At 60.4% G+C, this 24,361-nt stretch carries 23 protein-coding genes; 9 read left to right on the top strand and 14 right to left on the bottom strand.

Annotated features, from left to right (window positions below; translation table 11 throughout):
- Positions 1 to 173 precede the first annotated feature (173 nt).
- Genes J7E41_RS23020 through J7E41_RS23010 form a run of 3 tightly spaced genes read right to left on the bottom strand, consistent with a single transcriptional unit; the run spans position 174 to position 3,864 of the window.
- Positions 174 to 1,637 (bottom strand): N-acyl-D-amino-acid deacylase family protein, encoded by a 1,464-nt coding sequence (locus J7E41_RS23020; RefSeq protein ID WP_214996517.1) that lies wholly within the window; start codon positions 1,635 to 1,637, stop codon positions 174 to 176.
- Between the two features lies 1 nt (position 1,638).
- A complete protein-coding gene (locus tag J7E41_RS23015; protein ID WP_214996516.1) occupies positions 1,639 to 2,499 on the bottom strand; it encodes a MurR/RpiR family transcriptional regulator in 861 nt (286 codons plus the stop codon).
- Between the two features lie 15 nt (positions 2,500 to 2,514).
- Entirely contained in the window at positions 2,515 to 3,864 is a 1,350-nt protein-coding gene (locus tag J7E41_RS23010; RefSeq protein ID WP_214996515.1) for a gluconate:H+ symporter, read from the bottom strand.
- A 248-nt stretch (positions 3,865 to 4,112) separates the two neighbouring features.
- Here J7E41_RS23010 and J7E41_RS23005 point away from each other — a divergent pair, with 248 nt between their 5' ends.
- Positions 4,113 to 4,505, top strand: a complete 393-nt coding sequence (locus tag J7E41_RS23005) for a lysozyme inhibitor LprI family protein (protein WP_214996514.1) — start codon at positions 4,113 to 4,115, stop codon at positions 4,503 to 4,505.
- A gap of 191 nt (positions 4,506 to 4,696) precedes the next feature.
- On the opposite strand, the gene J7E41_RS23000 is transcribed toward J7E41_RS23005, so the two are convergent.
- From J7E41_RS23000 to J7E41_RS22985, 4 genes are all read right to left on the bottom strand, one after another.
- Positions 4,697 to 6,142, bottom strand: coding sequence for a SulP family inorganic anion transporter (locus J7E41_RS23000; protein WP_214996513.1), 1,446 nt, complete (start codon positions 6,140 to 6,142; stop codon positions 4,697 to 4,699).
- 209 nt (positions 6,143 to 6,351) lie between these two features.
- Entirely contained in the window at positions 6,352 to 7,245 is an 894-nt protein-coding gene (locus J7E41_RS22995) for an NAD-dependent epimerase/dehydratase family protein (RefSeq protein ID WP_214996512.1), read from the bottom strand.
- Positions 7,246 to 7,348: 103 nt separating this feature from the next.
- Complete coding sequence (locus J7E41_RS22990; RefSeq protein ID WP_214996511.1) at positions 7,349 to 8,245, bottom strand: LysR family transcriptional regulator; 897 nt, start codon at positions 8,243 to 8,245, stop codon at positions 7,349 to 7,351.
- A 135-nt stretch (positions 8,246 to 8,380) separates the two neighbouring features.
- A complete protein-coding gene (locus J7E41_RS22985) occupies positions 8,381 to 8,971 on the bottom strand; it encodes an NAD(P)H-dependent oxidoreductase (protein ID WP_214996509.1) in 591 nt (196 codons plus the stop codon).
- A 158-nt stretch (positions 8,972 to 9,129) separates the two neighbouring features.
- On the opposite strand from J7E41_RS22985, the gene J7E41_RS22980 reads away from it, so the two are divergent.
- Positions 9,130 to 9,444, top strand: coding sequence for a putative quinol monooxygenase (locus J7E41_RS22980; protein ID WP_214996508.1), 315 nt, complete (start codon positions 9,130 to 9,132; stop codon positions 9,442 to 9,444).
- Here the strand turns inward: J7E41_RS22980 and J7E41_RS22975 are convergent.
- Positions 9,434 to 10,198, bottom strand: a complete 765-nt coding sequence (locus J7E41_RS22975) for a sulfite exporter TauE/SafE family protein (protein WP_214996506.1) — start codon at positions 10,196 to 10,198, stop codon at positions 9,434 to 9,436. The genes J7E41_RS22980 and J7E41_RS22975 overlap by 11 nt on opposite strands.
- 147 nt (positions 10,199 to 10,345) lie before the next feature.
- On the opposite strand from J7E41_RS22975, the gene J7E41_RS22970 reads away from it, so the two are divergent.
- A complete protein-coding gene (locus J7E41_RS22970; protein ID WP_214996504.1) occupies positions 10,346 to 11,281 on the top strand; it encodes a LysR substrate-binding domain-containing protein in 936 nt (311 codons plus the stop codon).
- Here the strand turns inward: J7E41_RS22970 and J7E41_RS22965 are convergent.
- Together J7E41_RS22965 and kynU are read right to left on the bottom strand one after the other, a co-directional pair.
- Complete coding sequence (locus J7E41_RS22965; protein ID WP_214996502.1) at positions 11,278 to 12,708, bottom strand: amino acid permease; 1,431 nt, start codon at positions 12,706 to 12,708, stop codon at positions 11,278 to 11,280. The genes J7E41_RS22970 and J7E41_RS22965 overlap by 4 nt on opposite strands.
- A 174-nt stretch (positions 12,709 to 12,882) precedes the next feature.
- Complete coding sequence (gene kynU / locus J7E41_RS22960) at positions 12,883 to 14,133, bottom strand: kynureninase (RefSeq protein ID WP_214996500.1); 1,251 nt, start codon at positions 14,131 to 14,133, stop codon at positions 12,883 to 12,885.
- Between the two features lie 155 nt (positions 14,134 to 14,288).
- Between kynU and J7E41_RS22955 the strand changes: the two genes are divergently transcribed.
- A complete protein-coding gene (locus tag J7E41_RS22955) occupies positions 14,289 to 14,762 on the top strand; it encodes an Lrp/AsnC family transcriptional regulator (protein WP_003212305.1) in 474 nt (157 codons plus the stop codon).
- A gap of 149 nt (positions 14,763 to 14,911) precedes the next feature.
- Here the strand turns inward: J7E41_RS22955 and catA are convergent, their stop codons facing one another.
- The 3 genes from catA to J7E41_RS22940 are packed head-to-tail and all read right to left on the bottom strand — an operon-like array spanning position 14,912 to position 17,316.
- Positions 14,912 to 15,841, bottom strand: a complete 930-nt coding sequence (gene catA / locus J7E41_RS22950; protein ID WP_214996498.1) for a catechol 1,2-dioxygenase — start codon at positions 15,839 to 15,841, stop codon at positions 14,912 to 14,914.
- A 42-nt stretch (positions 15,842 to 15,883) separates the two neighbouring features.
- Entirely contained in the window at positions 15,884 to 16,174 is a 291-nt protein-coding gene (gene catC / locus J7E41_RS22945) for a muconolactone Delta-isomerase (RefSeq protein WP_214996496.1), read from the bottom strand.
- Positions 16,175 to 16,191: 17 nt separating this feature from the next.
- The gene (locus tag J7E41_RS22940; RefSeq protein WP_214996494.1) at positions 16,192 to 17,316 is read right to left on the bottom strand and encodes a muconate cycloisomerase family protein; all 1,125 of its coding nucleotides are present in this window, start codon (positions 17,314 to 17,316) and stop codon (positions 16,192 to 16,194) included.
- 114 nt (positions 17,317 to 17,430) lie between these two features.
- On the opposite strand from J7E41_RS22940, the gene J7E41_RS22935 reads away from it, so the two are divergent.
- A complete protein-coding gene (locus tag J7E41_RS22935; protein ID WP_214996492.1) occupies positions 17,431 to 18,306 on the top strand; it encodes a LysR family transcriptional regulator in 876 nt (291 codons plus the stop codon).
- A gap of 102 nt (positions 18,307 to 18,408) precedes the next feature.
- Here the strand turns inward: J7E41_RS22935 and J7E41_RS22930 are convergent, their stop codons facing one another.
- Positions 18,409 to 19,410 carry an AraC family transcriptional regulator gene (locus J7E41_RS22930; protein ID WP_169352828.1) on the bottom strand — a complete coding sequence of 334 codons (1,002 nt, stop codon included), beginning with the start codon at positions 19,408 to 19,410 and terminating at the stop codon, positions 18,409 to 18,411.
- A 327-nt stretch (positions 19,411 to 19,737) separates the two neighbouring features.
- Here J7E41_RS22930 and antA point away from each other — a divergent pair, with 327 nt between their 5' ends.
- The 4 genes from antA (at position 19,738) to J7E41_RS22910 (ending at position 24,360) form a co-directional block, all read left to right on the top strand.
- On the top strand, positions 19,738 to 21,126 hold the full coding sequence (antA, locus tag J7E41_RS22925; protein WP_214996490.1) for an anthranilate 1,2-dioxygenase large subunit: 1,389 nt from the start codon (positions 19,738 to 19,740) through the stop codon (positions 21,124 to 21,126).
- Between the two features lie 2 nt (positions 21,127 to 21,128).
- A complete protein-coding gene (gene antB, locus J7E41_RS22920; protein ID WP_169352826.1) occupies positions 21,129 to 21,620 on the top strand; it encodes an anthranilate 1,2-dioxygenase small subunit in 492 nt (163 codons plus the stop codon).
- Between the two features lie 260 nt (positions 21,621 to 21,880).
- Positions 21,881 to 22,888, top strand: a complete 1,008-nt coding sequence (antC, locus tag J7E41_RS22915) for an anthranilate 1,2-dioxygenase electron transfer component AntC (RefSeq protein WP_214996489.1) — start codon at positions 21,881 to 21,883, stop codon at positions 22,886 to 22,888.
- A 68-nt stretch (positions 22,889 to 22,956) separates the two neighbouring features.
- On the top strand, positions 22,957 to 24,360 hold the full coding sequence (locus J7E41_RS22910; RefSeq protein ID WP_214996487.1) for an amino acid permease: 1,404 nt from the start codon (positions 22,957 to 22,959) through the stop codon (positions 24,358 to 24,360).
- Position 24,361 lies beyond the last annotated feature (1 nt).

Genomic DNA, 24,361 nt, shown 5'->3' with positions numbered 1-24,361 from the left:
TCCCCCGTTGGGCTGCGAAGCAGCCCTAATAAGGTCACCGCGTTATTCCAGGTAGAACTCAGTTGCAGGCTCTGGGTCTGCTTCGCAGCCCAACGGGGGACAAGCCCCCTCGCCACAGGTATGCGTCAGCCTTCGACAAACACCAACCGATTGCCTGGGTTTGCGAGCGATCTCTAGAGCGCCGCAAAGCCTCGGCGCAAATCCCCACTGCGAGCCAGGAAGCGTCCCGGTCGTTGCCCATTCGCCTGCCCGTCGCTGTAGCTCAACACACCGTTGACCCACACTCCATCGATCCCTTCCGCCGCCCGTTGCGGCTGTTTGAAGTCCGCCACATCCCGCACCCGCAACGGGTCGAACAGTACCAGGTCGGCCCAATGCCCTTCGCGAATTTCGCCGCGTTCGGCCAGGCCAAACCGCGCCGCTGACAACCCGGTCATCTTGTGTACCGCCGTATGCAGCGGGAACAGCCCCAGGTCGCGACTGAAGTGCCCAAGCACCCGTGGAAACGCGCCCCACAAACGTGGATGCGGGAACGGGTCTTCCGGCAAACCATCCGAACCGATCATCGACAACGGATGACTGAGGATGCGCTGTACGTCGGTTTCATCCATCCCGTAATACACCGCGCCAGCCGGTTGCAGTCGGCGTGCGGCTTCCATCAGCGGCACTGCCCATTCGCCGGCGATGTCCTGCAAGTCTCGGCCGCCCATGTCCGGATGCGGTGTCGACCAGGTGATGGTGATGCGAAAAGCATCCGTGACTTGCTTGAGGTCCAGGGTCGAGGAGCTGGCCGCATAGGGATAACAATCACAGCCCACCGGATGAGTCTTCGCGGCCAGCTCCAGGGACGCCAACAGCTGCGGGCTGCGACCCCAATTGCCGGCGCCGGCGCATTTGAGGTGGGAGATGATCACCGGTGCCTTGGCGTGACGGCCGATCAAAAAGGCCTCGTCCATTGCCTCCAGCACCGGTTCGAATTCACTGCGCAAATGGGTGGTGTACACCGCGCCAAACGCCGTCAGTTCTTCGCTCAGTTGCAGCACTTCATCGGTTTCGGCATTGAATGCGCTGGCGTAGGCCAGGCCTGTGGATAACCCCAGGGCTCCGGCCTCCAGGCTTTCCTGTAATTGCACGCGCATGGCGGCGATTTCGGTGGCGGTGGCGGTGCGGTGCAGGTCGTCCATATGATTACTGCGCAGTGCCGTATGACCGATCAGCGCGGCAACGTTGACCGCAGGATGCGCCGCTTCGACGGCGGCGCGGTAATCGCAAAACCGTGGGTAGGCAAAGGCCTCAGCGTTGCCCAGCAGGTTCATCGGGTCCGGCGGATCGCCGCGCAAGTTGACCGGTGAAGCGCTGATGCCGCAGTTGCCGACAATCACCGTGGTCACGCCCTGGCTGAGCTTGGGCAGCATTTGCGGCTGGCGAATCACCACGGTGTCGTCATGGGTGTGGACGTCGATAAACCCCGGCGCCAGCACTCGCCCGGTGGCGTCGATTTCATGTTCGGCGTGGGCAGCCGACAGGTCGCCAATCTTTTCGATCCGGCCCGCACGCAGGGCCACATCGGCGACATAGCCTGGGGAGTTACTGCCATCAATGATCGTGGCCTGGCGGATCAGCGTGTCGTACTTCATTTCAGTCTCCAAGCGGCAGGCAATCGGCGCCACCGCGGTAATCGTCCAGGGCCAGCTTGATCCGTCGCAGGCGTTCCTGGTTATCGTCCGGCATGGCCAGGGCCAGCTCAGTGGCGAGCACGTCGATGGCCAGCAGCATTCCGTAGCGCGCTGCCGTGGGCTTGTAGATAAAACTGGTTTCCGCCAATTGCAGTGGCAGCAGCACGTCTGCCAATTGCGCCAGCGGTGAATCGGCAAGGGTGATGGCGACGATACGGGCTCCATAGTTACGGGCCAGTTCCACCACGCCCAGCAGTTCAGGCGTGAGGCCGGTCAGGGAGCAGACGATCAGCGCGTGCTCCGGCCCCAGAGTGGCGGCGGTCACGCGCATCATCACCGGGTCGTGACAGGCGGCAATGGGATAACCCAGACGTACAAGGCGCACTTGCAACTCATCACTGCCCACGCTCGACGGGCCGCCCATGCCAAACGCATGGATCATCCGCGCCTTGCCCAGCAGACTCACGGCATCGACAAAACTGTGCTGATTGAACCCGGACAGGTGCTGACGCAAGGTCGCCTCGATGTCACCGAGAATCTGCCGGTGAAATGCCGACTGCTCCGGCAAACCTGACGGGTCCAGGAAGCGGCTGCCAACACCGCTGGCCTGGGCCAGTTGCAGGCGCAGGTCACGCAAGTCACGGCAACCGACGCTGCGGGCGAACCGCGACAAGGTGGCGGTGCTGACCTCGGCCCGCAGCGACAACTCTTCCAGGCTGGCGGACGCTGCAAAGCCGACATCCTCCAGCATCAGCTTGGCGATACGCCCTTCACCGGCGCTGAATGAGTCCTGGCGAGCGCGGATCTGGTAGAGGATGTCCATCACGTCAACTCCCGGTTACAAAATGCAGGACAGACCGTAAGTCAGACCGAAGGCGACCAGCGAAATCAGGGTCTCCAGCACGGTCCAGGTCTTGAAGGTCTGGATCACCGTCATATTGAAGTATTCCTTGATCAGCCAGAAGCCGCCGTCATTCACGTGGGAAAAGATTACCGAGCCGGCGCCGGTGGCCAATACCAATAATTCCGGGTGGGGATAACCCAGGCCCAGGGCTACTGGCGCTACCACGCCCGACGCGGTGGTCATGGCTACAGTGGCCGAACCGGTGGCGATGCGCATCAGCGCGGCGAACAACCAGCCCATCACCAGCGGCGACAGATTGAACGCGTGGGCCAGACCGAGGATTTCGTTGGTCACACCGGCATCCACCAGGATCCGGTTAAGACCGCCACCGGCGCCCACCAGCAAGGTGATGCTGGCCGTCGGCGCCAGGCATTCGTTGGTGAACTTGAGGATCGACTCGCGGTTGAAGCCCTGGGCCAGGCCCAAGGTCCAGAAACTCACCAGGGTCGCCACCAGCAGGGCGATCACCGAGTTACCGATAAACAACAGGAATTGGTTGAAACCAGTGCCCGGCGTGGAAATCAGGTTGGCCCAACCGCCAATCATCATCAGCACCACCGGCAACAGAATCGTGCCCATGGTCAGGGCGAAGCTCGGCAAACGGGTGCGCGGTTCGCGGTCGATGAACTGACGTTCCAGCGGGTTTTCCGCCGGCAGGTGAATGCGCGGCACGATGAACTTGGCGTACACCGGGCCGGCAATGATCGCCGTCGGGATACCGATCAGGATCGCGTAAAGCACGGTTTGCCCCACCGAGGCGTTGTAGGCCAATACCGCCATCATCGCCGCCGGGTGCGGTGGCACCAGCGCATGCACCACCGACAGGCCCGCCACCATCGGCAAACCAACCATCAGGATCGACACCCCGACACGCCGCGCCACGGTAAAGGCAATCGGCACCAGCAACACAAAACCGACCTCGAAAAACAGCGGCAGCCCGACCAGGAAGGCAATGCACACCATGGCCCAGTGAGCATTACGCTCGCCGAATCGGTCGATCAGCGTGCGCGCCACCTGCTCGGCGCCACCCGACTCGGCCATCATCTTGCCGAGCATGGTGCCCAGGGCCACCACCAGCGCAATATGCCCCAGGGTTTTGCCGACGCCGGCCTCGTAGGAGCCCATGATCGTATCCGCCGGCATCCCGGCCAGCAGCGCCAGGCCGATGGACACCAGGGTGATGACGATAAAGGGGTTGAGCCGGTAACGTGCGATCAGCACGATCAATGCAATGATGGCGATAGCGGCGTAAGCCAGCAGCCAAAAGCCCGGTGATGCGGCCATGCGGTACTCCTCGGAAAGGGTCACGTCGAATTAGTTGTGAAACTCATAAATCATTAATGATTTGGATTTTCAATTTTTATGAAAGTAATTTTCGCCCACAGACAAGCGGCGTCGCTTTGGGACATGCCCAGGGACGGGGAATGAAAATAAGGGGGGCGTTCTTACATGAAGATCGCCGGGTACTGGAAACTCAACGGCACGCGTTGAGTCTTAGATTGCGCATCAACTCATGATCAGGAAAACCAACAATGAACCGTAGATCACTGCTTGCTCCCTTCGCCGCCAGCGCCCTGCTTCTGGCCCTGTGCGCCAATGCCTCGGCCGCCGACAGCCCGGCGCTGAAAACCTGCATGGATGGCGCCAACACCACCACCGCCATGGTCGACTGCAACGCCACCGAAACCAAGGTGCAGGATGAGCGCCTGAACAAGGCGTACAAAACCGCCCTGGCGGCCCAGGAAGGCAAGCGCAAGCAACAACTGCTGGATGTGCAGCGCATGTGGCTCAAATACCGGGATGCCAATTGCGCCTTCGCAGGCTCAGCCACCGGTGGCACGATTGATCAGGTCAACGGCTCCAGTTGCCTACTGGACATGACCCGCACCCGCGCCCAGGAACTGGAAAACCTGGTCGGGCCTTAAACAACCGGCCAACGTTGCGTAGCAGCGGTCGAGTAGAACGAGGCCGCGTCCGGCTGCGAAGCAGTCGTAAAACCTGAGACCTCAGCGTGTCAGACACACCGTATACGCAGCCTCGCCAGGGCTCGACAGCTGCTACGCCGGGGTGCTTGCCGGGTGAGGTTCAAGACGGTATCTACGAAGGTTTCTCTTGCTCAGTCGTGATGAACCCGGGCGCGCTTGAGCAGCTTCTTGCAGCGCTCGGACAAATGCAGCACCCGCAAATGCTTGCCGGCTTTGACATAGCGCTCGCGTAAGGTCATCAGGGCGGCAATCGCCGAGTAGTCGACGAAGCTCAGGTGACGGCAATCCAGCGTGACCTGGGCCGGGTCGTTGGCCGGGTCGAACTGGTTGAGGAACGGCGTGGTCGAGGCGAAGAACAGCGTGCCGTGCAGGCGGTAAAGCTTGCTGCCGTCGGCTTCCAGGTGTTCGTCGGCGTACAGCTCGCGAGCTTGCTGCCAGGCGAAGTTGAGCGCAGCGATGACGATGCCGCACAGCACCGCCGTCGCCAGGTCGGTGAACACCGTGATCACCGTCACCGCCATGATCACCAGCACGTCATTGAGCGGCACCTTGTTGATCACCCGCAGCGACGCCCAGGCGAAGGTCTGCTGGGACACCACGAACATCACCCCCACCAGCGCCGCCAGCGGAGTCCGCTCGATCAGCGGTGACAGAAACAGAATAAACAGCAGAATCATGACCCCGGCGAACACCCCGGAGAACCGCCCGCGCCCGCCGGAACTGAGGTTGATCACGGTTTGTCCGATCATCGCGCAGCCGCCCATGCCACCGAACAGACCAGAGACCATATTCGCGGCGCCGAGAGCCACGCTCTCACGGTTCGGGTAGCCACGGGTCTCGGTGATTTCGTCGGTGAGGTTGAGGGTCAGCAGGGTTTCCAGCAGGCCGACCATCGCCATGAGGATCGCGTAAGGCGCGATGATCTGCAGCGTGTCCAGGGTCCAGGGAATCTGCGGTAACGCGAACGCTGGCAGGCCGCCGGCGATGTGGGCCATGTCGCCCAGGGTGCGGGTTGGCAGGCCCAGCAGGTACACAGCCAGGCCCACACCGAGAATCGCCACCAGCGCCGGCGGCACCGCCCGGGTCAGGCGCGGCAGCAGGTAGACGATGGCCATGGTCGCAGCTACCAACCCGCTCATCACGTACAACGACGTGCCGCTGAGCCAGGTTTCGCCGCTCTTGAAATGCTCAAGCTGGGCCAAGGCGATGATGATCGCCAGGCCGTTGACGAAGCCGAGCATCACCGGGTGCGGCACCATGCGCACCAGCTTGCCCAGGCGCAACAGGCCGAAGGCAATCATGATCAACCCGCCCAGCAGCACCGTAGCCAGCAGGTACTGCACGCCGTGTTGCACCACCAGCGCCACGATCACCACCGCCATCGACCCCGCCGCACCGGACACCATCCCCGGCCGGCCACCGAACAGCGCGGTCAGGGTACAGATGATGAACGCGCCATAAAGGCCCATCAGCGGATTGAGGTGAGCCACCAGGGCAAAGGCGACGCATTCAGGCAGCAAGGCAAAAGACGTGGTGAGTCCGGCCAGGGCGTCGGCGCGAAGACGGGTGAAGTTCATGGGGTTACCGGGGAGTTGCGGGGGATAAGGCGGGAGATGGTACGGAATTGAGTGAGGTGGGGCTAGCGCTGGGTGAATCAGGTGGACCGAGTTATCGTTCTTCGCGAGCAAGCCCGCTCCCTCATTCAACCGCATTCCAACGGATGGACTCGGTCAAATGTGGGAGCGGGCTTGCTCGCGAAAGGGGACGCCTCGGCCTCAAGCGACCATCAAACCATCTCGTTGCGAATCCACTCCACAACCGACGTACGCTTGGGCACCCAACCCAGCAACTCACGGGCATGCTTGCCTCGCACCCGGCTGTTGGAACCCAAACCATAGTTGGCCATTTCATAGCCCCACTCGGCTTCGGCATCAGCCAGTGGCCAATCCTGCGGTTTGCCCAGCTTCAGGGCTTCGGCGATGGCGGTGGTCATGTCGACGAAGGCCGCTTCGCTGCTTTCAACAAAGTAGAAGGTACCGGGGACGTTCTTTTCCAGCGCCAGCAGATACAGGGCAACCACGTCTTCGACATGCACGTTGGACCAGATGTTCTGACCTGGTCCAACGTGGTGCACCACGCCACTTTTACGGGCTTGCTTGAGTAAACGCGGCAACTGCACGCTGTCACGCTTGACCCCCAGGCTGTGGCCATAGATCAGGGTGTTGCAGATCACTGCCGAGTTCACGCCGTCTTTCGCCGCCGCCAGAATCAGGTTGTCGATGGCCACGCGAGCGGCCTTGTCGACCGTCGGCTCCGGCAGGTTGTTTTCGAAGTAGATGACATCACTGGACTTACCGCCCGACGCGTCACCCACGATGCTCGAACCGCTGGTGTGCAGGAACGGTTTGTTGGAACCACGCAGGGCGGCCAACAAGGTTTCGACGGCGCCGCGATGGTCGCTGCTGGCCGCGTTGATCACGGCATCAGCCTTTTTAGCCTGTTCGGTCAGCATGGCGCTGTCGTCCAGGGTACCGATCACCGGGGTGATGCCCAGTGCGGTCATTTCCTGAGCCTGTTCGGCGCTGCGCACCAGACCGGCAACAGTGTGACCCGCCTTGACCAGGCCGGTCGCGATGGAACCACCGATAAAGCCGGCTGCACCGGTAACGAATACGTTCATGGAGAAAACTCCTGCGTGAGTAAGTAATGGAGCAAGTATTACGGACTTGGTCGTGCCGAATAAGTCCGTATTGCCCAATTCAGTCTTGCGCAGGCGTCACGAATCAGTGGGCGTAGTTCGCCAACTTGCCCTGGATAAAGTCCAGGAAACATTGGATGCGCAAGGCCAACTGCGAGTTGCGGTAGTACACCGCGTTGATCGGCTGGCGATAACCGCTGTTGAACTGCGCCAGGATCGGCGTCAGGCGCCCGGCATTGATGTCGTCGATGGTCATGAAGTTAGACAGGCATGCGATGCCCTGCCCTTCCAGTGCCAGGTGACGCAGGGTTTCACCACTGGAGGCGGCGATGCCTGGCTGGATCTGCCAGCGGTCGCCGTGCACATGGCGCAACGGCCAATGGTTGAGGGTTTCGGTCTGGGTGAAACCGAGCAGCGTGTGCTCGGCCAGTTCGGCCACGGTCGTCGGTGTGCCGTACTGCTCCAGGTAAGCCGGGCTGGCGAGGATATGCAGCGGGCTGCAACCCAGGGAGCGGGCGTGCAATGTCGAGTCCGCCAGGGTACCGATGCGAATGGCGATGTCGGTGCTCTGCTCCAGCAAGTCGATGATCAGGTCGTTGCTGTTGAGTTCCAGTTGGATGTCCGGGTACAGGCCGCGAAATTCGGCAACATACGGCACGATCGCATGCAGCATGAACGGCGACGCCGCGTTGATCCGCAAGCGTCCGGACGGGGTTTGCTGGCGCGAGGACAGCCGCTCTTCCAAGTCATCCATTTGCTCCAGGATCACCTTCGCGCGCTCGAAGAAGTACTTGCCCTCTTCGGTCAGGTCCATGCGTCGCGTGGTGCGGTTGATCAAGGTGGTCTCAAGCTTGGCTTCCAGCCGCGACAAGGTACGGCTGACCGCCGATGGCGTTTGCCCGACCTGTTCGGCGGCGGCGGAAATCGACCCGCATTCAATCACGCAGACGAAGATCTGTAGCTCATCGGATCGGGCTTTCAACGTGAATCCTCTCTATCGGGTCACTGTAGCCGCTGCCGAGGCACCAGGCTGCGATCGCCGACGAAGTCGGCGCAAGTTCTTCAAATCGCTGAAGGTCCTTCGGCCCTTATCGCAGCCTGCGGCAGCGGCTACAGGTTACACCGAAAGGTTAAACACCTGCGCCAGATGCTGCTCATAACGCGCCACATCAGCCTCGATGGCCGGGCGTTTCATCACGTCCACGCAGAGGAAAGTCGGCAGGCCGGTCATACCGAGGAACTGGTTGGCCTTGTGGAACGGGAAGTACACCGCGTCCACGCCCTTGGCTTCAAAGAAGTCGGTGGGATCATCGAAGGCTTGCTGCGGTGCGTTCCAGGTCAGCGACAGCATGTATTGCTTACCCTGCAACAGACCGCCGCTGCCGTATTTCTGCGAGGCATCGGAGCGAGTGCGGCCGTCACTGGCGTAGAGGCTGCCGTGGCCTTCGGTGAAGACTTCGTCCATGTACTTCTTGACGATCCACGGTGCGCCCATCCACCAGCCCGGCATCTGGTAGATGATCACGTCGGCCCATACGAATTTGGCGACTTCTTCAGCCAGGTCGTAGCCTTCGTCGATATGGGTAACTTTGACGTCCATACCGCCACGGTCCAGCACCGCCAAGGCAGCGTCATGCAGAGTGTTGTTGTAGCGACCGTCAGAGTGGGCGAATTTTTTACCGCCGTTGAGCAACAGGATTTTTTTCATCGGAAGGGCCTAAAGATTAAAAATGTCTGAAGGCAGGGTATCGACAATCGTTCTTTGGAATAAGCGCTGGCGGGGCAAAATACATTTGACTGATCGGCACGAATTAAAGGGGGATTGTTGCCTTAGAATTTTTAAACACTTTTTGAGGATTCACCCCAATGACTGAACCTGTAGGCTTTATCCTCCACGCCAAGACCCGCCCGGAAAAGGCCGCCGCCTTTGAAGCGCTGTTTCGCGCCTACGTCGAACCCAGCCGCGCGGAACCGGGATGCATCGAGTACCACATGCTGCGCGACCAACAGGACCCGACGCTGTTTATCTTCTATGAAATCTGGGCGTCCAAGGCCGCTTTGGATGTGCATTCCAGCCTGCCGCACATGAAGCATTTCCATGACCAGCGCATGGAGTTTCTGGAGCAGGATTTTGATATCCGCGCCATCGACATGCTCAGCACCTCCTCCGCTAACCGCTGATCAGCAAGTGGCCGCCCAGCAGCGCCATGCCGACAAAGAACACCCGCTTGAACAGCACGGCGCTGATCCGTTGACGCAGCACTTGCCCCAGCCACATGCCCAATAGCGCTGGCACCAGGGCCAACAGCGAAGCGTTGATTTCGCCACCGCCGAGGGTGCCGCGCCAGAACAATCCCGCCGCCAGCGCCAGGGTTGAAACGGTGAACGACAAGCCCAGCGCCTGCACCAACTGATCGCGGTTCAACCCCAGCGCTTGCAGGTACGGCACGGCCGGAATCACGAAGACACCGGTGGCCGAGGTGATGACGCCCGTCACCAGCCCGCACACCGGTCCCAGCCAACGCTCGGTGACCGGGCTGACCTTGAACGCCGGCAGGAACAGCCCGCTCAAGGCATACACCAGCAACGCCCCGCCCAACGCCCGCACCACCCAATGCCCACCGTCCATACCCAACCAGAGTGTGCCAAGCCCGGTGCCGAGAAAGATCAGCAGCAACATTGGCCACAAGCGTTTGAGCAGCCCGCGCAAATGCCCGCCGAACGCCAGTTGCCAGAGGTTGGTGACGGTAGACGGGATGATCAGCAAGGCCGCAGCCTGCGCCGGAAGCATAGCCAGGCCGAGCATGCCCATGGCCACCGTGGGCAAGCCGAGGCCGATGACGCCCTTGACGGTGCCGGCCAGCAGGAAGGTGCCGATGACCAGCAGCGTCAGCGCCGGGCCTAGGTTTTGATAGAACGCGAGGAGGGTATTCATGGGCTGATTTTATGGGGTTGGCTCGTGGTTGAACATTCGCCATATACTGAGGCTACCTCTTGTTTTGCGTGAGGCTGATGACGCCTTCGACTTGCTCGCGAAAGCGTCAGTACAAACACCCACTTGTTCAGCGGACACCCTCAGCCCATGCACTTTGATCTGATCGATCTGCGCCTCTACCTGCACATTCTCGACACCGGCAACATCACCGCCGGGGCCAGTCGCAGTCATTTATCCCTGGCGGCGGCCAGTGCACGGATCCGTGCGATGGAGGCGTCACTGGGCACCGAGTTTCTCCAACGTGGTCGTCGGGGCGTAACGCCAACTGCGGCAGGCAACGCCTTGGCCCGGCATGCGCGGCTGATGCTGCAACAGGCCGAACGCCTGCAGCAGGACCTCGCGGAATACGCCATCGGCGTCAAAGGCCAAGTGCGCTTGCTGTGTAACACCACGGCCCTCAGCGAATACCTGCCGGAACTGCTGGCGGATTTTCTCTGCGCGCATCCCAACCTGGATATCGACCTGCAGGAGCTGCCCAGCCTGCGCATCACCCATGCCTTGCGCCAGGGTGCGGCGGACCTGGGGATTATTTCCGATGCGGTGGATACCCACGGCCTGCAGACCCTGCCCTTTCGCGATGACCCTCTGGTGCTGATCATGCCGCTGGGGCATCCACTGGCCGAGAGTATCAACGTCAGTTTTATCGACAGTTTGCAGCACGACTACGTGGGATTGGCCGCCGACAGTGCCCTGGCGGTGTACCTGGAAGAACAGGCGTTGCACGCAGGCTTCCGTTTGCAGACGCGCATTCGGGCGGACGGATTTGATGGCGTCATTCGCATGGTCGCCCGCGGTGCGGGGCTGGGGATCGTGCCGCAAGCAGCGCTGGACCGCAGTCACCGGCAACACCACTTCAAGGCCCAGCCCCTGAATGAGGAGTGGGCCTGCCGCGCGTTGCTGTTATGCGCCCGCTCGTTTGAACAACTGCCCGCTTATGCCACCGAACTATTAAACACACTCACCCCTGTAGGAGCGAGCTCGCTCGCGAAGAGCGTCAACGATAACGCGGGCATCCTGATTTAGCCCGGTGCCCTCGGGTTTTTCGCGAGCAAGCTCGCTCCTACAGGTTTTTGTTCGCCCTTGCGGAAAAACACGTAATACACCGCCGACAGAATCAGCAGGAACGGTACCCCGAACACCAACGTCATCTTGAAGGCCTCGGTGAAGTAAGTGGTGATCATCACCGCGCCCATCAGCACCAGCCCCAACAGCGTACTGTAGGGAAACAGCCGTAGCTCGAAGGATAATTTCGCCCCACCGTTACGCTTGCGGTAGCGGCGGAAAAAGAAGTGGGTGAGGAAGATCATGAACCAGGTGAAGATCGCGCCAAACATGGAGATCGCCATCATCAAGGTGAACGAGCTTTCCGGGTACACCACGTTCAACAAGGTCGCCAGGGCGATGCCCGAGCTGGACAGCAGCAACGCGTTCAGCGGAATCCCACTCTTGCTCAAGGCGCCCATGGATTTTGGCGCAAAGCCGGCGCGAGACAGGCTGAACATCATGCGTGTAGTGATGTAGAGCTGGCTGTTCATTGCCGAGAGCGCCGCGATCAGGATCACGAAGTTCATCACCCCCGTAGCGCCGGGAATGCCGATGGTTTGCATCACCGTAACGAACGGGCTTTGGGCATGGCCCGACTGATTCCACGGCACGATGGCCAGCATCAGCGCCAACGTCAGCAGGTAGAACACCACCAGCCGCACGATGGTCGCGCGAAAGGCTTTCTTCACCGCCTGCTCCGGGTCTGCCGCTTCACCGGCAGCCACGGCGATCATCTCGACACTCAGGTAGCTGAAGATCGACACGATCACAGCGATCCACATGCCGCTCAGGCCATGGGGGAAAAATCCGCCGTGGGCCGTGTAGTTCTGCACGCCGTAATCCGGGTTGCCCGAGCCAAATACCACATACACCGCGAGGATGATGAAGCCAACAATGGCGCTGATCTTGATCGTGGAAAACCAATACTCGAAGTTGCCGAAGGTCTTGACGCTGATGGCGTTGAGCACGATCAGCACACTGGAAAACGAGACGATCCATACCCATTCGGGCACGTTGGCGAACCAGTACTTCATGTACATCGCCACCGCCGTGACCTCGGCCCCCACCGCCAGCACAATCGCCGCCCAGTAGGCATAACGCACCAGGAACCCGGCCAGAGGGCTGATGTAGAACTCGGCATAGGCGCCGAAGGAGCCCGAAGTGGAATGCGCGACGGTCATCTCCGCCAGGCAACCCATCAACAGCAATGTAATCAACGCACCAATGGCGTAGCTGACCAATACGCTGGGCCCGGCATACCCGATGGCGTAGGCGCTGCCCATGAACAGCCCGGTGCCGATGGCGCCACCGATGGCGATCATGCTCATCTGGCCGGAGGTGAGCTGGCGCCTGAGGCCCAATTCGCGGTTGGTTATTTCTGCAAAGCCGTTGTCTGGCGTGGTCACGTGGCGTGCCCCTTTATTATTGTGATTGCACGGTTTGTTGCTTGCCCTTCGTAGCAGCTGTCGAGCATTAGCGAGGCTGCGATGCAGGCGCCCCGGTCTGTCAGTTGCACCGAGGTGATCCCTTCGCAGCCTCGCCCGGGCTCGACAGCTCCTACGTTGATCGAGAGCTAGCGCTTAAGTAACGCTATGGCGCACCTTGAATTGCGGCTGGTCCCAGGTCTTCTGGTCGAGAATCTCACCGAGGATTTCCACGGCATCCCACACCTCAGTAAAGCGGGTGTACAACGGGGTAAAGCCAAACCGCATGATCCGCGGCTCGCGGTAATCACCAATCACGCCACGGGCGATCAAGGCCTGGATAACGGCATAGCCTTCGGGGTGTTCGAAGCTGACGTGGCTACCGCGTTTGGCGTGCTCACGCGGCGTAATCAGGATCAGTTCATGCGCGGCGCAGCGTGTTTCCACCAGCGCGATAAACAGATCAGTCAGTGCCAGCGACTTGGTGCGCAGGCTGGCCATGTCGGTCTGGGCGAAAATATCCAGACCACATTCGACCATGGCCAGCGAGGTGATCGGCTGAGTGCCACACAGGTAACGGGCGATGCCGTTACTCGGGGTATAACGCGACTCCATGGCGAACTGCCGGGTATGCCCGAACCAGCCCGACAATGGTTGCCTGACCACATCCACCAACGCCGGATTGACCCACACAAACGCCTGGGAACCGGGCCCGCCGTTGAGGTATTTGTACGTGCAGCCAATCGCGTAATCCGCGCCAGCCTGATGCAGATCGATCGGCACCGCGCCCGCCGAATGCGCCAGGTCCCAGATCGCCAGGGCGCCGCATTCGTGGGCCAGGGACGTCAGGCCCTGCATGTCGTACATATAGCCGGTCTTGTAGTTGACGTGGGTGAGCATCACCACCGCCACGTCTTGATCGATGGCTTGGGGCAGCTCGTCAGGGCTGTTCACCAGACGCAGGGAATAGCCTTGTTGCAGCAATTCAGCCAAGCCTTCGGCGATGTACAGATCGGTGGGGAAATTGCTGGCTTCGCTGACGATCACCTTGCGGTTCGGCGCGCGATTACGCTGCACGGTCAATGCAGCGCTCAGCACCTTGAACAAGTTGACGGAGGTGGTATCAGTGATCACCACTTCGCCGTCACGAGCACCGATCAGCGGCGCCAGGCGATTACCCAGGCGCTGCGACAGGTCGGCCCAGCCGGCGCTGTTCCAACTGCGGATCAAACCATTGCCCCATTCCTCGGCGATCACCGCTTGCGCCCGTTCCAGGGCGGCCACCGGGCGGGCGCCGAGGGAGTTGCCGTCGAGGTAGATCACCCCGTCAGGCAGCGCGAACTGATTGCGCAAGGGCGCCAGTGGGTCTTGGGCGTCGAGGGCCTGGCAATGATTTCGGGTAGTCATGGTCGATCCTGTTCTTGTGGGTGTCGCTGTGGGTAACGATGGACCAAATAATGAACGAAGCTTTAGAGAATTTTCGTGCAAAGTGGTAGGTAACGCGCTAATTAAGACGTAGGAAATTCGAATTAAACCTCCAAACACGCGGATTTATTCTAACCATGATTCTCGACGCCACCGACCTGCGCCTCCTGCATTTTCTGCAACAGGATGGCCGTATCAGCAACCAGGAACTGGCAGAGAAAGTAGCGCTGTCGCCCTCCGCCTGCCTGCGACGTTTACGGCTGCTGGAGAGTGAGGGAATCATCAGTGGTTATCGTGCGGTGTTGAATGCCGAGCAACTGGGGATTGAGCTGGAAGCCATCGTCCATCTGTCGTTGCGTCAGGATGTTGAGGACTGGCATGAGACGTTTATCAAGAAAGTCCAGGGTTGGCCGGAAGTGGCCAGTGCCTATGTGATCACCGGCGCCAGCAACTATGTGCTGCGGGTGCAGGCGCGCAACCTGAAGCACTTTTCGGATTTTATTGTGAACCACCTGAACCGCACGGCGGGGGTGATGGATATTCGCTCGGAGATTGTGCTGCAGAAGATCAAGGATCGGGATGATTTGTTGGACTTGGTCGTGCGCAAGTAACGACCCCTTCGTAGCCGCCAATACTGTAGCCGCTGCCGAGGCACGAGGCTGCGATGCGTGTCCGCAGGACCGCCCTAAGGGGTCGCTGCGTCGGAATGCCGCACCAAACCCATCGCAGCCTCGTGCCTCGGCAGCGGCTACAGGGGACGTCAGTCTTCGAGGGCACGCACGCGCTGCATACGCTTCTGCTCTACAGGCGCCGCCGCCGGCTGCAACTCGAAGTCAAAATCAATCTGCGCAAACTGCCCGCCCACTCCAAACTCCCGCGCCAGGTTGGCGTCGTCACTGAAACGAATCTCGGCAATCAACTCATCCCGCGTCGCATAGGCAAAATCATCATGCAGGTACGGATCATCCGACAGGTTGATCTGGGTCGTCAGGTGCCGATAACCCGGTGCCGAGATAAAGAAGTGAATATGCGCCGGCCGCTGCCCATGCCGCCCCAATTGGTCCAACAGCTGCTGGGTCGGTCCAGTCGGTGGGCAGCCATAACCTGACGGCACGATGCTGCGAAAACGGTAGTTGCCCTGGGCGTCGGTCTCGATCCGCCGACGCAGATTGAACTCCGACTGTGTACCGTCAAACCACGAATACGTGCCACCGGTATTGGCTTGCCACACATCGACAATCGCCCCCGCCAACGGCTTGCCGTCGGTGTCGCGCACCTGCCCTTGCATGAACAACGGCACACCCGGGTCCTGGCCGTCATCCAGCCGCGCCTCGTACTTGGACAGCGGCGCACCCGCCACATACAGCGGGCCTTCGATGGTGCGCGGAGTACCGCCGGACTTGCCGGCTTCCTCGTCCGCCGCATCCATCAACATGTCCAGGTAATGCTCCAGGCCCAGGCCGGCCGCGAGTAGCCCGGCTTCCTGGTTCTTGCCCAGTTCATTCAGATAATTGACTGCCTTCCAGAACTCTTCCGGGGTCACCTCCAGGTCTTCGATGATATTCACCGTGTCCCGCAGGATCCGGTAGATCAGCGCCTTGGCCCGCGGATTGCCGGCGTCATTGAGGTTGCCGCTGGCTTCTTCGAGAAACTGTTGGGCATGGGCAGTCTGGGAAAGTCGGATGGACATGGTGCAATCCTCATCTTGTCGTTATTAGTTTGGAAAACAGGCTCAGCGGTCATCCTCATGGATCGAGGACGGATGCCGGCACAGGGCATTCACCTCAATGGCCATGTAGGGATAAAGCGGCAGTTGCATCAACAGGTCATGCAGCTCTTGCACGCTGTCGACATCGAACACGCTGTAATTGGCATACAGCCCGGCGATGCGCCACAGGTGGCGCCATTTGCCCGCTTGTTGCAGACGCTGCGCCAGGGCCTTTTCTTCAGCCTTGAGCGTGGCTGCGCGCTCGGGGTTCATGTCGACGGGTAGGTTCACGGTCATTTTTACGTGGAACAACATGGCAGGTGTCCTCTGATTTATTTATCGCGACGGAAGAACGCCAGGCGCTCTTCATCAATGGCCAGGCCCAGACCGGGGGCGGTCGAGACATGCAGATGGAAATCGCGGTACACCAGCGGCTCGGTGAGGATGTCCTCGGTGAGCAGCAGCGGCCCGAACAGTTCGGTGTCCCACGCCAGCTTGTTCAACGTGAGGAAGGCATGGGCCGAGGCCAGCGTGCCGATACCGCCTTCGAGCATGGTGCCGCCGTACAGACCGATACCAGCCGCTTCGGCAATCGCCGCCGTGCGTAACACCGCACGGGGCCCGCCGTTCTTGGCGATTTTCAGGGCGAACACCGAAGCCGCACCTTCGCGGGCCAGGTTGAAGGCGTCTTCCACGCACTCGATGGATTCGTCTGCCATGATCGGCGCCGGGCTCGACAGGTTGAGCCGGGTCATGCCACTACGGTTATTGCGCGAGATCGGTTGTTCGATCAGATCGATCCCGTTGTCGCCCAGCACCTTGCAGGCCCGTAAAGCCACTGCTTCATCCCAGGCCTGATTGACGTCGACCCGCACGCTCGCACGCTCGCCCAGGGCTTTTTTGATGGCGATGACGTGGGCCAGGTCGTGGCTGACTTCGCCGGCACCAATCTTCAATTTGAAGATCCGGTGGCGGCGCAGGTCGAGCATCTTCTCGGCTTCGGCAATGTCCTTTTCGGTATTGCCGCTGGCCAGGGTCCAGGCCACCGGCAGTGCATCGCGCACTCGCCCGCCGAGCAGTTCGCTGACCGGCAGGTTCAGGCGTTTACCGAGGGCATCGAGCAAGGCACTTTCGACGCCGGACTTGGCAAAGGTGTTGCCACGAATGCTGCGTTCCAGGCGCAGCATGGCCGCGTTGATATTGCTCGCGTCCTGGCCGATCAGCAGTGGGGCGAAGTGCCGGTCAATGTTGACCTTGATGCTGTCGGGGCTTTCATTGCCGTAGCTCAGGCCGCCGATGGTGGTGGACTCACCGACCCCTTCAATGCCATCGGCGCAACGCACGCGGATGATTACCAGGGTCTGGTTCTGCATCGTGTGCATCGCCAGCTTGTGCGGGCGAATGGTGGGAAGGTCGACGATGATCGTCTCGATCGACTCGATGGCGCAAATCGGCATGGCAATACCCGTTGGGTTCTTTATAGATTTTGCTCGATTCTGTGCCGTATCTTTGCTGGCTTCCAATATAGAATGGGTCTCGAACAATACCCTTGAGGTATGAAAGGAGTCGTTATGGAACTGCGCCACCTGCGTTACTTCCAGGTGCTGGGAGAAACCCTCAACTTCACCCGTGCCGCCGAGCGCCTGCACATCGCCCAGCCGCCGTTGAGCCGGCAGATCCAGCAATTGGAGGACGAGCTCGGGGTGATTTTGCTGGAGCGTGGCCGGCCGTTGCGGCTGACCGAAGCCGGGCGCTTTTTTTATGAGCATGCCAATGTGCTGCTGGAGCAACTGGGCAAGGTCTGCGACAACACCCGACGCATTGGCCTGGGGCAAAAGACCTGGCTCGGCATCGGTTTTGCGCCGTCGACGCTGTACGGCGTATTGCCGGAACTCATACGTCGGCTGCGCACCCACGATGGCCTTGAGCTGGAGCTGGGGCTGTCGGAGATGACCACGTTGCAACAGGTCGAAGCGCTCAAGGCGGGGCGGATTGATGTGGGCTTCGGGCGGATTCGCATCGACGATCCGGCGATCGTGCAGCGGGTGTTGGTGGAAGATCGCCTGGTGGCGGTACTGTCTGCCGGGCATCCGCTGTTGGCCGCCCCGGCGACCCTTGCGCAATTGGCCGCGGAGCCTTTCGTGCTCTACCCCGGCAACCCGCGCCCCAGCTATGCCGACCATGTGATCGCACTGTTTGACGCCCACGGCTTGAGCCTCAAGGTGGCGCAATGGACCAATGAATTGCAGACCGCCATCGGCCTGGTGGGTGCAGGCATGGGCGTGACGCTGGTGCCGGCCTCGGTGCAAGTGCTGCATCGGGCAGACATTGGCTATACGCCGATTGTAGAAACCACCGCGACCTCGCCGATTATTCTCAGCCGGCGGATCAATGATCAGTCGCCGGGGCTCAGCCATTGCCTGCAACTGGTGGAGGAGTTGATCTGAGAGCTTGCAGGCGCCATAAATCCCATGTGGGAGCGGGCTTGTGTGGGAGCGGGCTTGCTCGCTCCCACACAAGCCCGCTCCCACAATTGATCTTCATGGTTTTCAGGCACCACGCATGCGCCGCGCATCATTGCGCTGCAAGGTCATGCTCGGCGATTCATCGAACAGCTTGCGGTACTCCGCCGAGAACCGTCCCAAGTGGGTAAAGCCCCAACCCAGGGCGATCTCGGAGATGGTGCGAGTCGAGCCGTGTTCCAGAATTTCCTGGCGCACGGCCCCCAGCCGATATTTCTTCAGATAGGCCATGGGCGACAACGCAAAGTACTTCCTGAAGGCATCGAACAGCTTGAACCGCGACACGCCGGCTGCCGCTTCAAGGTCCTCCAGGTGTACCGCCTCGCGGGCGTTGTCATGAATGTACTGGCGAGCGCGGATCAGATAGTGCGGCAGTTTCACTCCGAGGACGTCCCGCAGTTCTTCGGAGTAGTTATTCGGCTGGGCAAGGATCAGGCCCTTGATCAATGAGCTTTCCAGGTCACGGGTGAACGCCGCCTGGTCATACAGCTCGCTGCTGCGCTCAAGCTCAGCGATGAAGTACCGCGCCATGCGCCACCACGACGCCGAAGCCCCCTCCACTGCATCCATCACTGACTCGAAGCGCAGCGGCGCTTCAATCGGTCGTTGCAGTAGGCCTTCCAGTGATTCGCTCATGGCCGCGCGGGTGATCACCACCTGTAATTTTCGGCAGTCGCCGGAGATCGCCAGCACCTGATGTTCGTTAGGCGAGATGATCACGCCCTGGTCGCGGTTGGAGCTCAGCCGCTCGCCGTTCTTGCTCAGCTCCTGCTCGCCCACCAGCGGCAGGCTCAGGCTGTAGCTGCTGAAATGCTCGGCGTCTTCGATATCGATAGTCACGTCGGTGCCGTATTCAATGATTCCCAACGTCGTGGCGCGGGACTTGAACACATTGGCGCTGTGATGAAAGCGGATACGCTCAGGCGTGGCCGTCTCCAGCCGATGCGGCCCGCAAATGCCGGACATCCAGCTGCGGGCGCCTTCAAGGTCGAAACGATCAATACGGATATCGCGTGTATCGCTACTCATCACGGTGCACTCACGGCGGTTGTGGCCAGCGCGCTCTGACGGCGCGTCCGGGAGATCAAGGCAAGTTCTGCGCCAGACACGTGGCGTTTCCACTCAGCGGCTAGCAACCGTCGACTATGTGGATAGGACGCAGATTTTTCCGACCTGCCTCGCCGGGTTGCCTCCCAAGACAGTAGCTCATTGCATCGATCCGGTGCACCGCCGTGGGTAGTTGTGACTCACCGCATCCAACTATTCGGCCCACCTTCCCCCACTAATCGGATAGCCCATCGCCTGCGCCAATGCCTCTAATGGAGCACCGATTAGCCACACAACAAGGTGCCTCCCATGAGTGGTGCAAGAAGCGTCGAACAGTGGAAAAGCTTTATTGAAAGCTGCCTGGATTTTCGTCCGGCAGACCAGGTGTTCCGCATCGCCCGGGACATGTTCACTGAGCCGGAACTGTTTGATCTGGAAATGGAGCTGATCTTCGAAAAAAACTGGATCTACGCCTGTCATGAAAGCGAACTGGCCAACAACCACGACTTCGTGACGATGCGCGCCGGGCGTCAGCCGATGATCATCACCCGCGACGGCGAAGGCCAGCTCAATGCGTTGATCAACGCCTGCCAGCATCGCGGCACCACCTTGACCCGGGTCGGCAAAGGCAACCAATCCACCTTCACCTGCCCATTCCACGCCTGGTGCTACAAAAGCGATGGCCGGTTGGTGAAGGTCAAGGCGCCGGGGGAATACCCGGAAGGTTTCGACAAGGCTACTCGCGGCCTGAAAAAAGCACGGATCGAGAGCTACAAAGGGTTCGTATTCATCAGCCTCGACGTCAATGGCACCAATCGCCTGGAAGACTTCCTCGGCGACGCCAAAGTGTTCTTCGACATGATGGTCGCCCAGTCCGCCACCGGCGAGCTGGAAGTGCTGCCTGGCAAGTCGGCCTACACCTACGACGGCAACTGGAAACTGCAGAACGAAAACGGCCTGGACGGCTATCACGTCAGCACCGTGCACTATAACTACGTGGCCACGGTGCAACATCGCCAGCAGGTCAACACCGAGAACGGCGCAGGCACCGGTACGACCCTGGACTACAGCAAACTCGGGGCCGGCGACGCCAATACCGACGACGGTTGGTTCGCCTTCAACAATGGCCATAGCGTGCTGTTCAGCGATATGCCCAACCCGTCAGTGCGCTCCGGTTACGCCACCATCATGCCGCGACTGGTGGAAGAACACGGCCAGGACAAGGCCGAATGGATGATGCATCGCCTGCGCAACCTGAACATCTACCCGAGCCTGTTTTTTCTCGACCAGATCAGCTCGCAGCTGCGGATCATTCGCCCGATCGCGTGGAACAAGACCGAGATCATCAGCCAGTGCCTGGGGGTGAAAAACGAGTCCGACGCCGACCGGGAAAACCGTATTCGCCAGTTCGAAGACTTCTTCAACGTTTCCGGCATGGGCACACCCGACGATCTGGTGGAGTTTCGCGAAGCCCAACGCGGTTTTCAGGGCCGCCTGGAACGCTGGAGCGATATCTCTCGCGGCAGCCATCGCTGGGAAACCGGCCCGACCCGCAACAGCGAAGCCGTCGGCATCCAACCGGCCATGACCGGCACCGAATTCACCCACGAAGGGCTGTACGTCAACCAGCACCGCAACTGGCAGAAGTTCCTGCTGGACGGTCTCGACGCCCAATCCTTGAAACTGCGTGAGGTGTGATGATGAATGCGCAACTGCAATACCGGATCGAGCAGTTTTTCTACCGCAAATCCGAGCTGTGCGATGCCCAGGACTGGGACGCCTATGTGCAGCTGTTTGACCCGCAAAGTGAGTTCCACCTGCCGCAATGGGACTCGGAACACGTCTACACCCGCGACCCCAAGCGCGAGATGTCGCTGATCTACTACGCCAACCGTTCGGGCCTGGAAGACCGGGTATTCCGCCTGCGCACCGGCAAGGCCGCCTCTGCCACGCCGATGCCGCGCACGTTGCACCTGATCAATAACGTGCGTATCGCCGAACAGGCCGACGGGATGCTGGAAGTACGACTGAACTGGCACACGCTGTTCTATCGCCTGGCCACCTCGGAGCAGTTCTACGGCAACGCCACCTACACCTTGAAACCCGATGGCGACAGCTGGTTGATCACCCGCAAACATGCGTTGTTGCTCAACGACACCATCAACTCGGTGCTGGATTTTTATCACCTCTGACGCGCGAGCTTTGTGGCGAGGGGGCTTGTTGTGACTATGGGGCTTGTTGTGGCGAGCGGGCTTGCCCGCGCTGGGCTGCGCAGCAGCCCTAATAAAGTCATCACAGTGCATCAGGCAGATACGGAGCGACAGATTTCAGGGCCGCTTCGCGCCCCAACGCGGGCAAGCCCGCTCGCCACAACAAGCCCGCTCGCCACAGGTCCTGCGCCCGCTCATCGCGACTCGTCAGCCATCAACCCTATATACGCGGAGCACTGCGGATGAATCACAAAGTGGCTTTCAGTTTTGCCGACGGCAAAACCCTGTTTTTCCCCATCGCGCCCCACGAAATCCTGCTGGACGCCGCCTTGCGCAACGGCATCAAGATCCCCCTGGATTGCCGCGAAGGGGTCTGCGGTACCTGCCAGGGTCGTTGCGAATCCGGCGACTACAGCCAGGACTACGTAGACGAGGAAGCCCTCTCCAACCTCGACCTGCAGCAACGCAAAATGCTCAGTTGCCAGACCCGGGTCAGATCCGACGCGGCGTTTTACTTCGATTTTGATTCGAGTTTGTGCAACGCGCCGGGGCCGGTGCAGATTCGCAGTACGGTCAGTCAGGTGCAGCAGGTCTCGAGCAGCACCGCGATCCTGTATCTGCAACTGGACCAGTCGCTGGACTTTCTGCCGGGCCAATACGCCCGCTTGTCGATACCCGGCACCGACAACCAGCGTTCCTACTCTTTCGCCAATCGCCCGGGCAATCAATTGCAGTTCCTGATCCGCCTGCTGCCCGACGGCGTGATGAGCACCTACATCCGAGAGCGCTGCCAGGTAGGCGATGAGTTGTTGCTGGAGGCGCCACTGGGCGCGTTCTACCTGCGTCACGTCGCCAAACCACTGGTATTGGTGGCCGGCGGCACCGGGTTGTCGGCGCTGCTGAGCATGCTCGATGACCTGGCGGAACGCGGTTGCGATAAACCTGTGCACTTGTATTACGGCGTACGCGGTGCTGACGACTTGTGTGAAGCCGCGCGCATTGGCGCCTATGCTGAAAAAATTCCGGGGTTTCGCTACACCGAGGTCCTTAGCGACCCACTGCCCGACTGGAGTGGCAAGCGCGGCTATCTGAGCGAACATTTCGATTTGGCCGAACTGCGGGACAGTTCGGCGGATATGTACGTCTGCGGTCCGCCGCCGATGGTCGAATCCATCAAAAACTGGCTGCTGGATCAGGGGCTTGATGGCGTTTCACTGTATTACGAAAAGTTTACCGAGAGTAATATCTGACCCCTCAGCAGTGGGGGCTGGTTCGGCGTGCAATCAACCCTGAAAAAAACAAGTAGAAGGGAACGTGAATGGCGGATGACATGGTTAACCCGGTGGGCCTCAAGCGCGGCCTGAAGAACCGGCATATTCAACTGATTGCCCTGGGAGGGGCGATTGGTACGGGCTTGTTCCTCGGTTCGGCCGGGGTGCTCAAGTCGGCGGGGCCCTCGATGATCCTGGGCTATGCGATTGCCGGTTTCATTGCCTTCCTGATCATGCGCCAACTCGGCGAGATGATTGTTGAAGAGCCAGTGGCAGGTTCCTTCAGCCACTTTGCCCACAAGTACTGGGGCAGTTACGCGGGCTTTCTGGCGGGCTGGAACTACTGGGTGCTGTATGTGCTGGTGGGCATGGCCGAGCTGACGGCGGTCGGCAAGTACATCCAGTTCTGGTGGCCGGAGATTCCGACCTGGGTCAGCGCCGTGGTGTTCTTCATTGCGGTCAACCTGATTAACACCCTGAACGTGAAGTTCTTCGGCGAGACCGAGTTCTGGTTCGCGATCATCAAGGTGGTGGCGATCATCGGCATGATCCTGCTGGGCTGCTACTTGCTGTTCAGCGGCACCGGCGGCCCGCAAGCCTCGGTGAGCAACCTGTGGGACCACGGCGGCTTCTTCCCCAATGGCGGCATGGGGCTGTTGATGTCCATGGCCTTCATCATGTTCTCGTTCGGTGGCCTGGAGCTGGTGGGTATTACTGCCGCCGAGGCCAGCGAGCCGCGCAAGGTGATCCCCAAGGCGATCAACCAGGTGGTGTACCGGATCCTGATTTTCTACGTCGGCGCACTGACCGTGCTGCTGTCGTTGTACCCATGGGACCAACTGCTGCAAACCCTCGGTGCGTCCGGCGATGCCTACAGCGGCAGCCCGTTCGTGCAGATCTTCTCGCTGATCGGCAACGACACCGCCGCGCACATCCTCAACTTCGTGGTGCTGACCGCCGCACTGTCGGTGTACAACAGCGGCGTGTACTGCAACAGCCGCATGCTGTTCGGCCTGGCGGAGCAAGGTGATGCACCCAAGGCGCTGCTGAAGCTGAACAAGCAAGGCGTGCCACTGCGGGCCCTGGGGATTTCGGCACTGGTGACGCTGCTGTGCGTGGTGATCAACTACGTCGCGCCGCACGATGCGCTGGAGCTGTTGTTCGCGCTGGTGGTTGCCTCGTTGATGATCAACTGGGCGCTGATCAGCCTGACCCACATCAAGTTCCGCAAGGCCATGGGCGAGCAAGGGCTGGTGCCGTCGTTCAAGACCTTCTGGTTCCCGTTCAGCAATTACTTGTGCCTGGCGTTCATGCTGATGATCATCTGCGTGATGCTCGCGATTCCAGGTGTGCGGGCGTCGGTGTATGCGATTCCGGTGTGGGTAGGCCTTATCTATGTGGCGTACCGCATTCGGATGAGCAAGGGTAAGGCGGTAGCTACCGCGCAATAAA

This window comes from Pseudomonas fluorescens (assembly GCF_018614655.1).
GTDB lineage: Bacteria > Pseudomonadota > Gammaproteobacteria > Pseudomonadales > Pseudomonadaceae > Aquipseudomonas > Aquipseudomonas fluorescens_BX.
The sequence above is the reverse complement of the archived record's forward strand: the minus strand, read 5'-3'. Positions and strand labels throughout refer to the sequence as shown.

What these genes read in the sequence shown, in the direction of transcription:
- catA (WP_214996498.1), bottom strand. Translation starts at nt 15,841, where the DNA reads ATGTCCATCCGACTTTCCCAGACTGCCCATGCCCAACAGTTTCTCGAA.
- J7E41_RS22975 (WP_214996506.1), bottom strand. Translation starts at nt 10,198, where the DNA reads ATGAATACCCTCCTCGCGTTCTATCAAAACCTAGGCCCGGCGCTGACG.
- J7E41_RS22940 (WP_214996494.1), bottom strand. Translation starts at nt 17,316, where the DNA reads ATGCCGATTTGCGCCATCGAGTCGATCGAGACGATCATCGTCGACCTT.
- J7E41_RS23015 (WP_214996516.1), bottom strand. Translation starts at nt 2,499, where the DNA reads ATGGACATCCTCTACCAGATCCGCGCTCGCCAGGACTCATTCAGCGCC.
- J7E41_RS23010 (WP_214996515.1), bottom strand. Translation starts at nt 3,864, where the DNA reads ATGGCCGCATCACCGGGCTTTTGGCTGCTGGCTTACGCCGCTATCGCC.
- J7E41_RS22995 (WP_214996512.1), bottom strand. Translation starts at nt 7,245, where the DNA reads ATGAACGTATTCGTTACCGGTGCAGCCGGCTTTATCGGTGGTTCCATC.
- J7E41_RS22985 (WP_214996509.1), bottom strand. Translation starts at nt 8,971, where the DNA reads ATGAAAAAAATCCTGTTGCTCAACGGCGGTAAAAAATTCGCCCACTCT.
- J7E41_RS23020 (WP_214996517.1), bottom strand. Translation starts at nt 1,637, where the DNA reads ATGAAGTACGACACGCTGATCCGCCAGGCCACGATCATTGATGGCAGT.
- antA (WP_214996490.1), top strand. Translation starts at nt 19,738, where the DNA reads ATGAGTGGTGCAAGAAGCGTCGAACAGTGGAAAAGCTTTATTGAAAGC.
- J7E41_RS22970 (WP_214996504.1), top strand. Translation starts at nt 10,346, where the DNA reads ATGCACTTTGATCTGATCGATCTGCGCCTCTACCTGCACATTCTCGAC.
- J7E41_RS23005 (WP_214996514.1), top strand. Translation starts at nt 4,113, where the DNA reads ATGAACCGTAGATCACTGCTTGCTCCCTTCGCCGCCAGCGCCCTGCTT.
- J7E41_RS23000 (WP_214996513.1), bottom strand. Translation starts at nt 6,142, where the DNA reads ATGAACTTCACCCGTCTTCGCGCCGACGCCCTGGCCGGACTCACCACG.
- J7E41_RS22955 (WP_003212305.1), top strand. Translation starts at nt 14,289, where the DNA reads ATGATTCTCGACGCCACCGACCTGCGCCTCCTGCATTTTCTGCAACAG.
- J7E41_RS22910 (WP_214996487.1), top strand. Translation starts at nt 22,957, where the DNA reads ATGGCGGATGACATGGTTAACCCGGTGGGCCTCAAGCGCGGCCTGAAG.
- antB (WP_169352826.1), top strand. Translation starts at nt 21,129, where the DNA reads ATGAATGCGCAACTGCAATACCGGATCGAGCAGTTTTTCTACCGCAAA.
- antC (WP_214996489.1), top strand. Translation starts at nt 21,881, where the DNA reads ATGAATCACAAAGTGGCTTTCAGTTTTGCCGACGGCAAAACCCTGTTT.
- J7E41_RS22980 (WP_214996508.1), top strand. Translation starts at nt 9,130, where the DNA reads ATGACTGAACCTGTAGGCTTTATCCTCCACGCCAAGACCCGCCCGGAA.
- J7E41_RS22935 (WP_214996492.1), top strand. Translation starts at nt 17,431, where the DNA reads ATGGAACTGCGCCACCTGCGTTACTTCCAGGTGCTGGGAGAAACCCTC.
- catC (WP_214996496.1), bottom strand. Translation starts at nt 16,174, where the DNA reads ATGTTGTTCCACGTAAAAATGACCGTGAACCTACCCGTCGACATGAAC.
- J7E41_RS22930 (WP_169352828.1), bottom strand. Translation starts at nt 19,410, where the DNA reads ATGAGTAGCGATACACGCGATATCCGTATTGATCGTTTCGACCTTGAA.
- kynU (WP_214996500.1), bottom strand. Translation starts at nt 14,133, where the DNA reads ATGACTACCCGAAATCATTGCCAGGCCCTCGACGCCCAAGACCCACTG.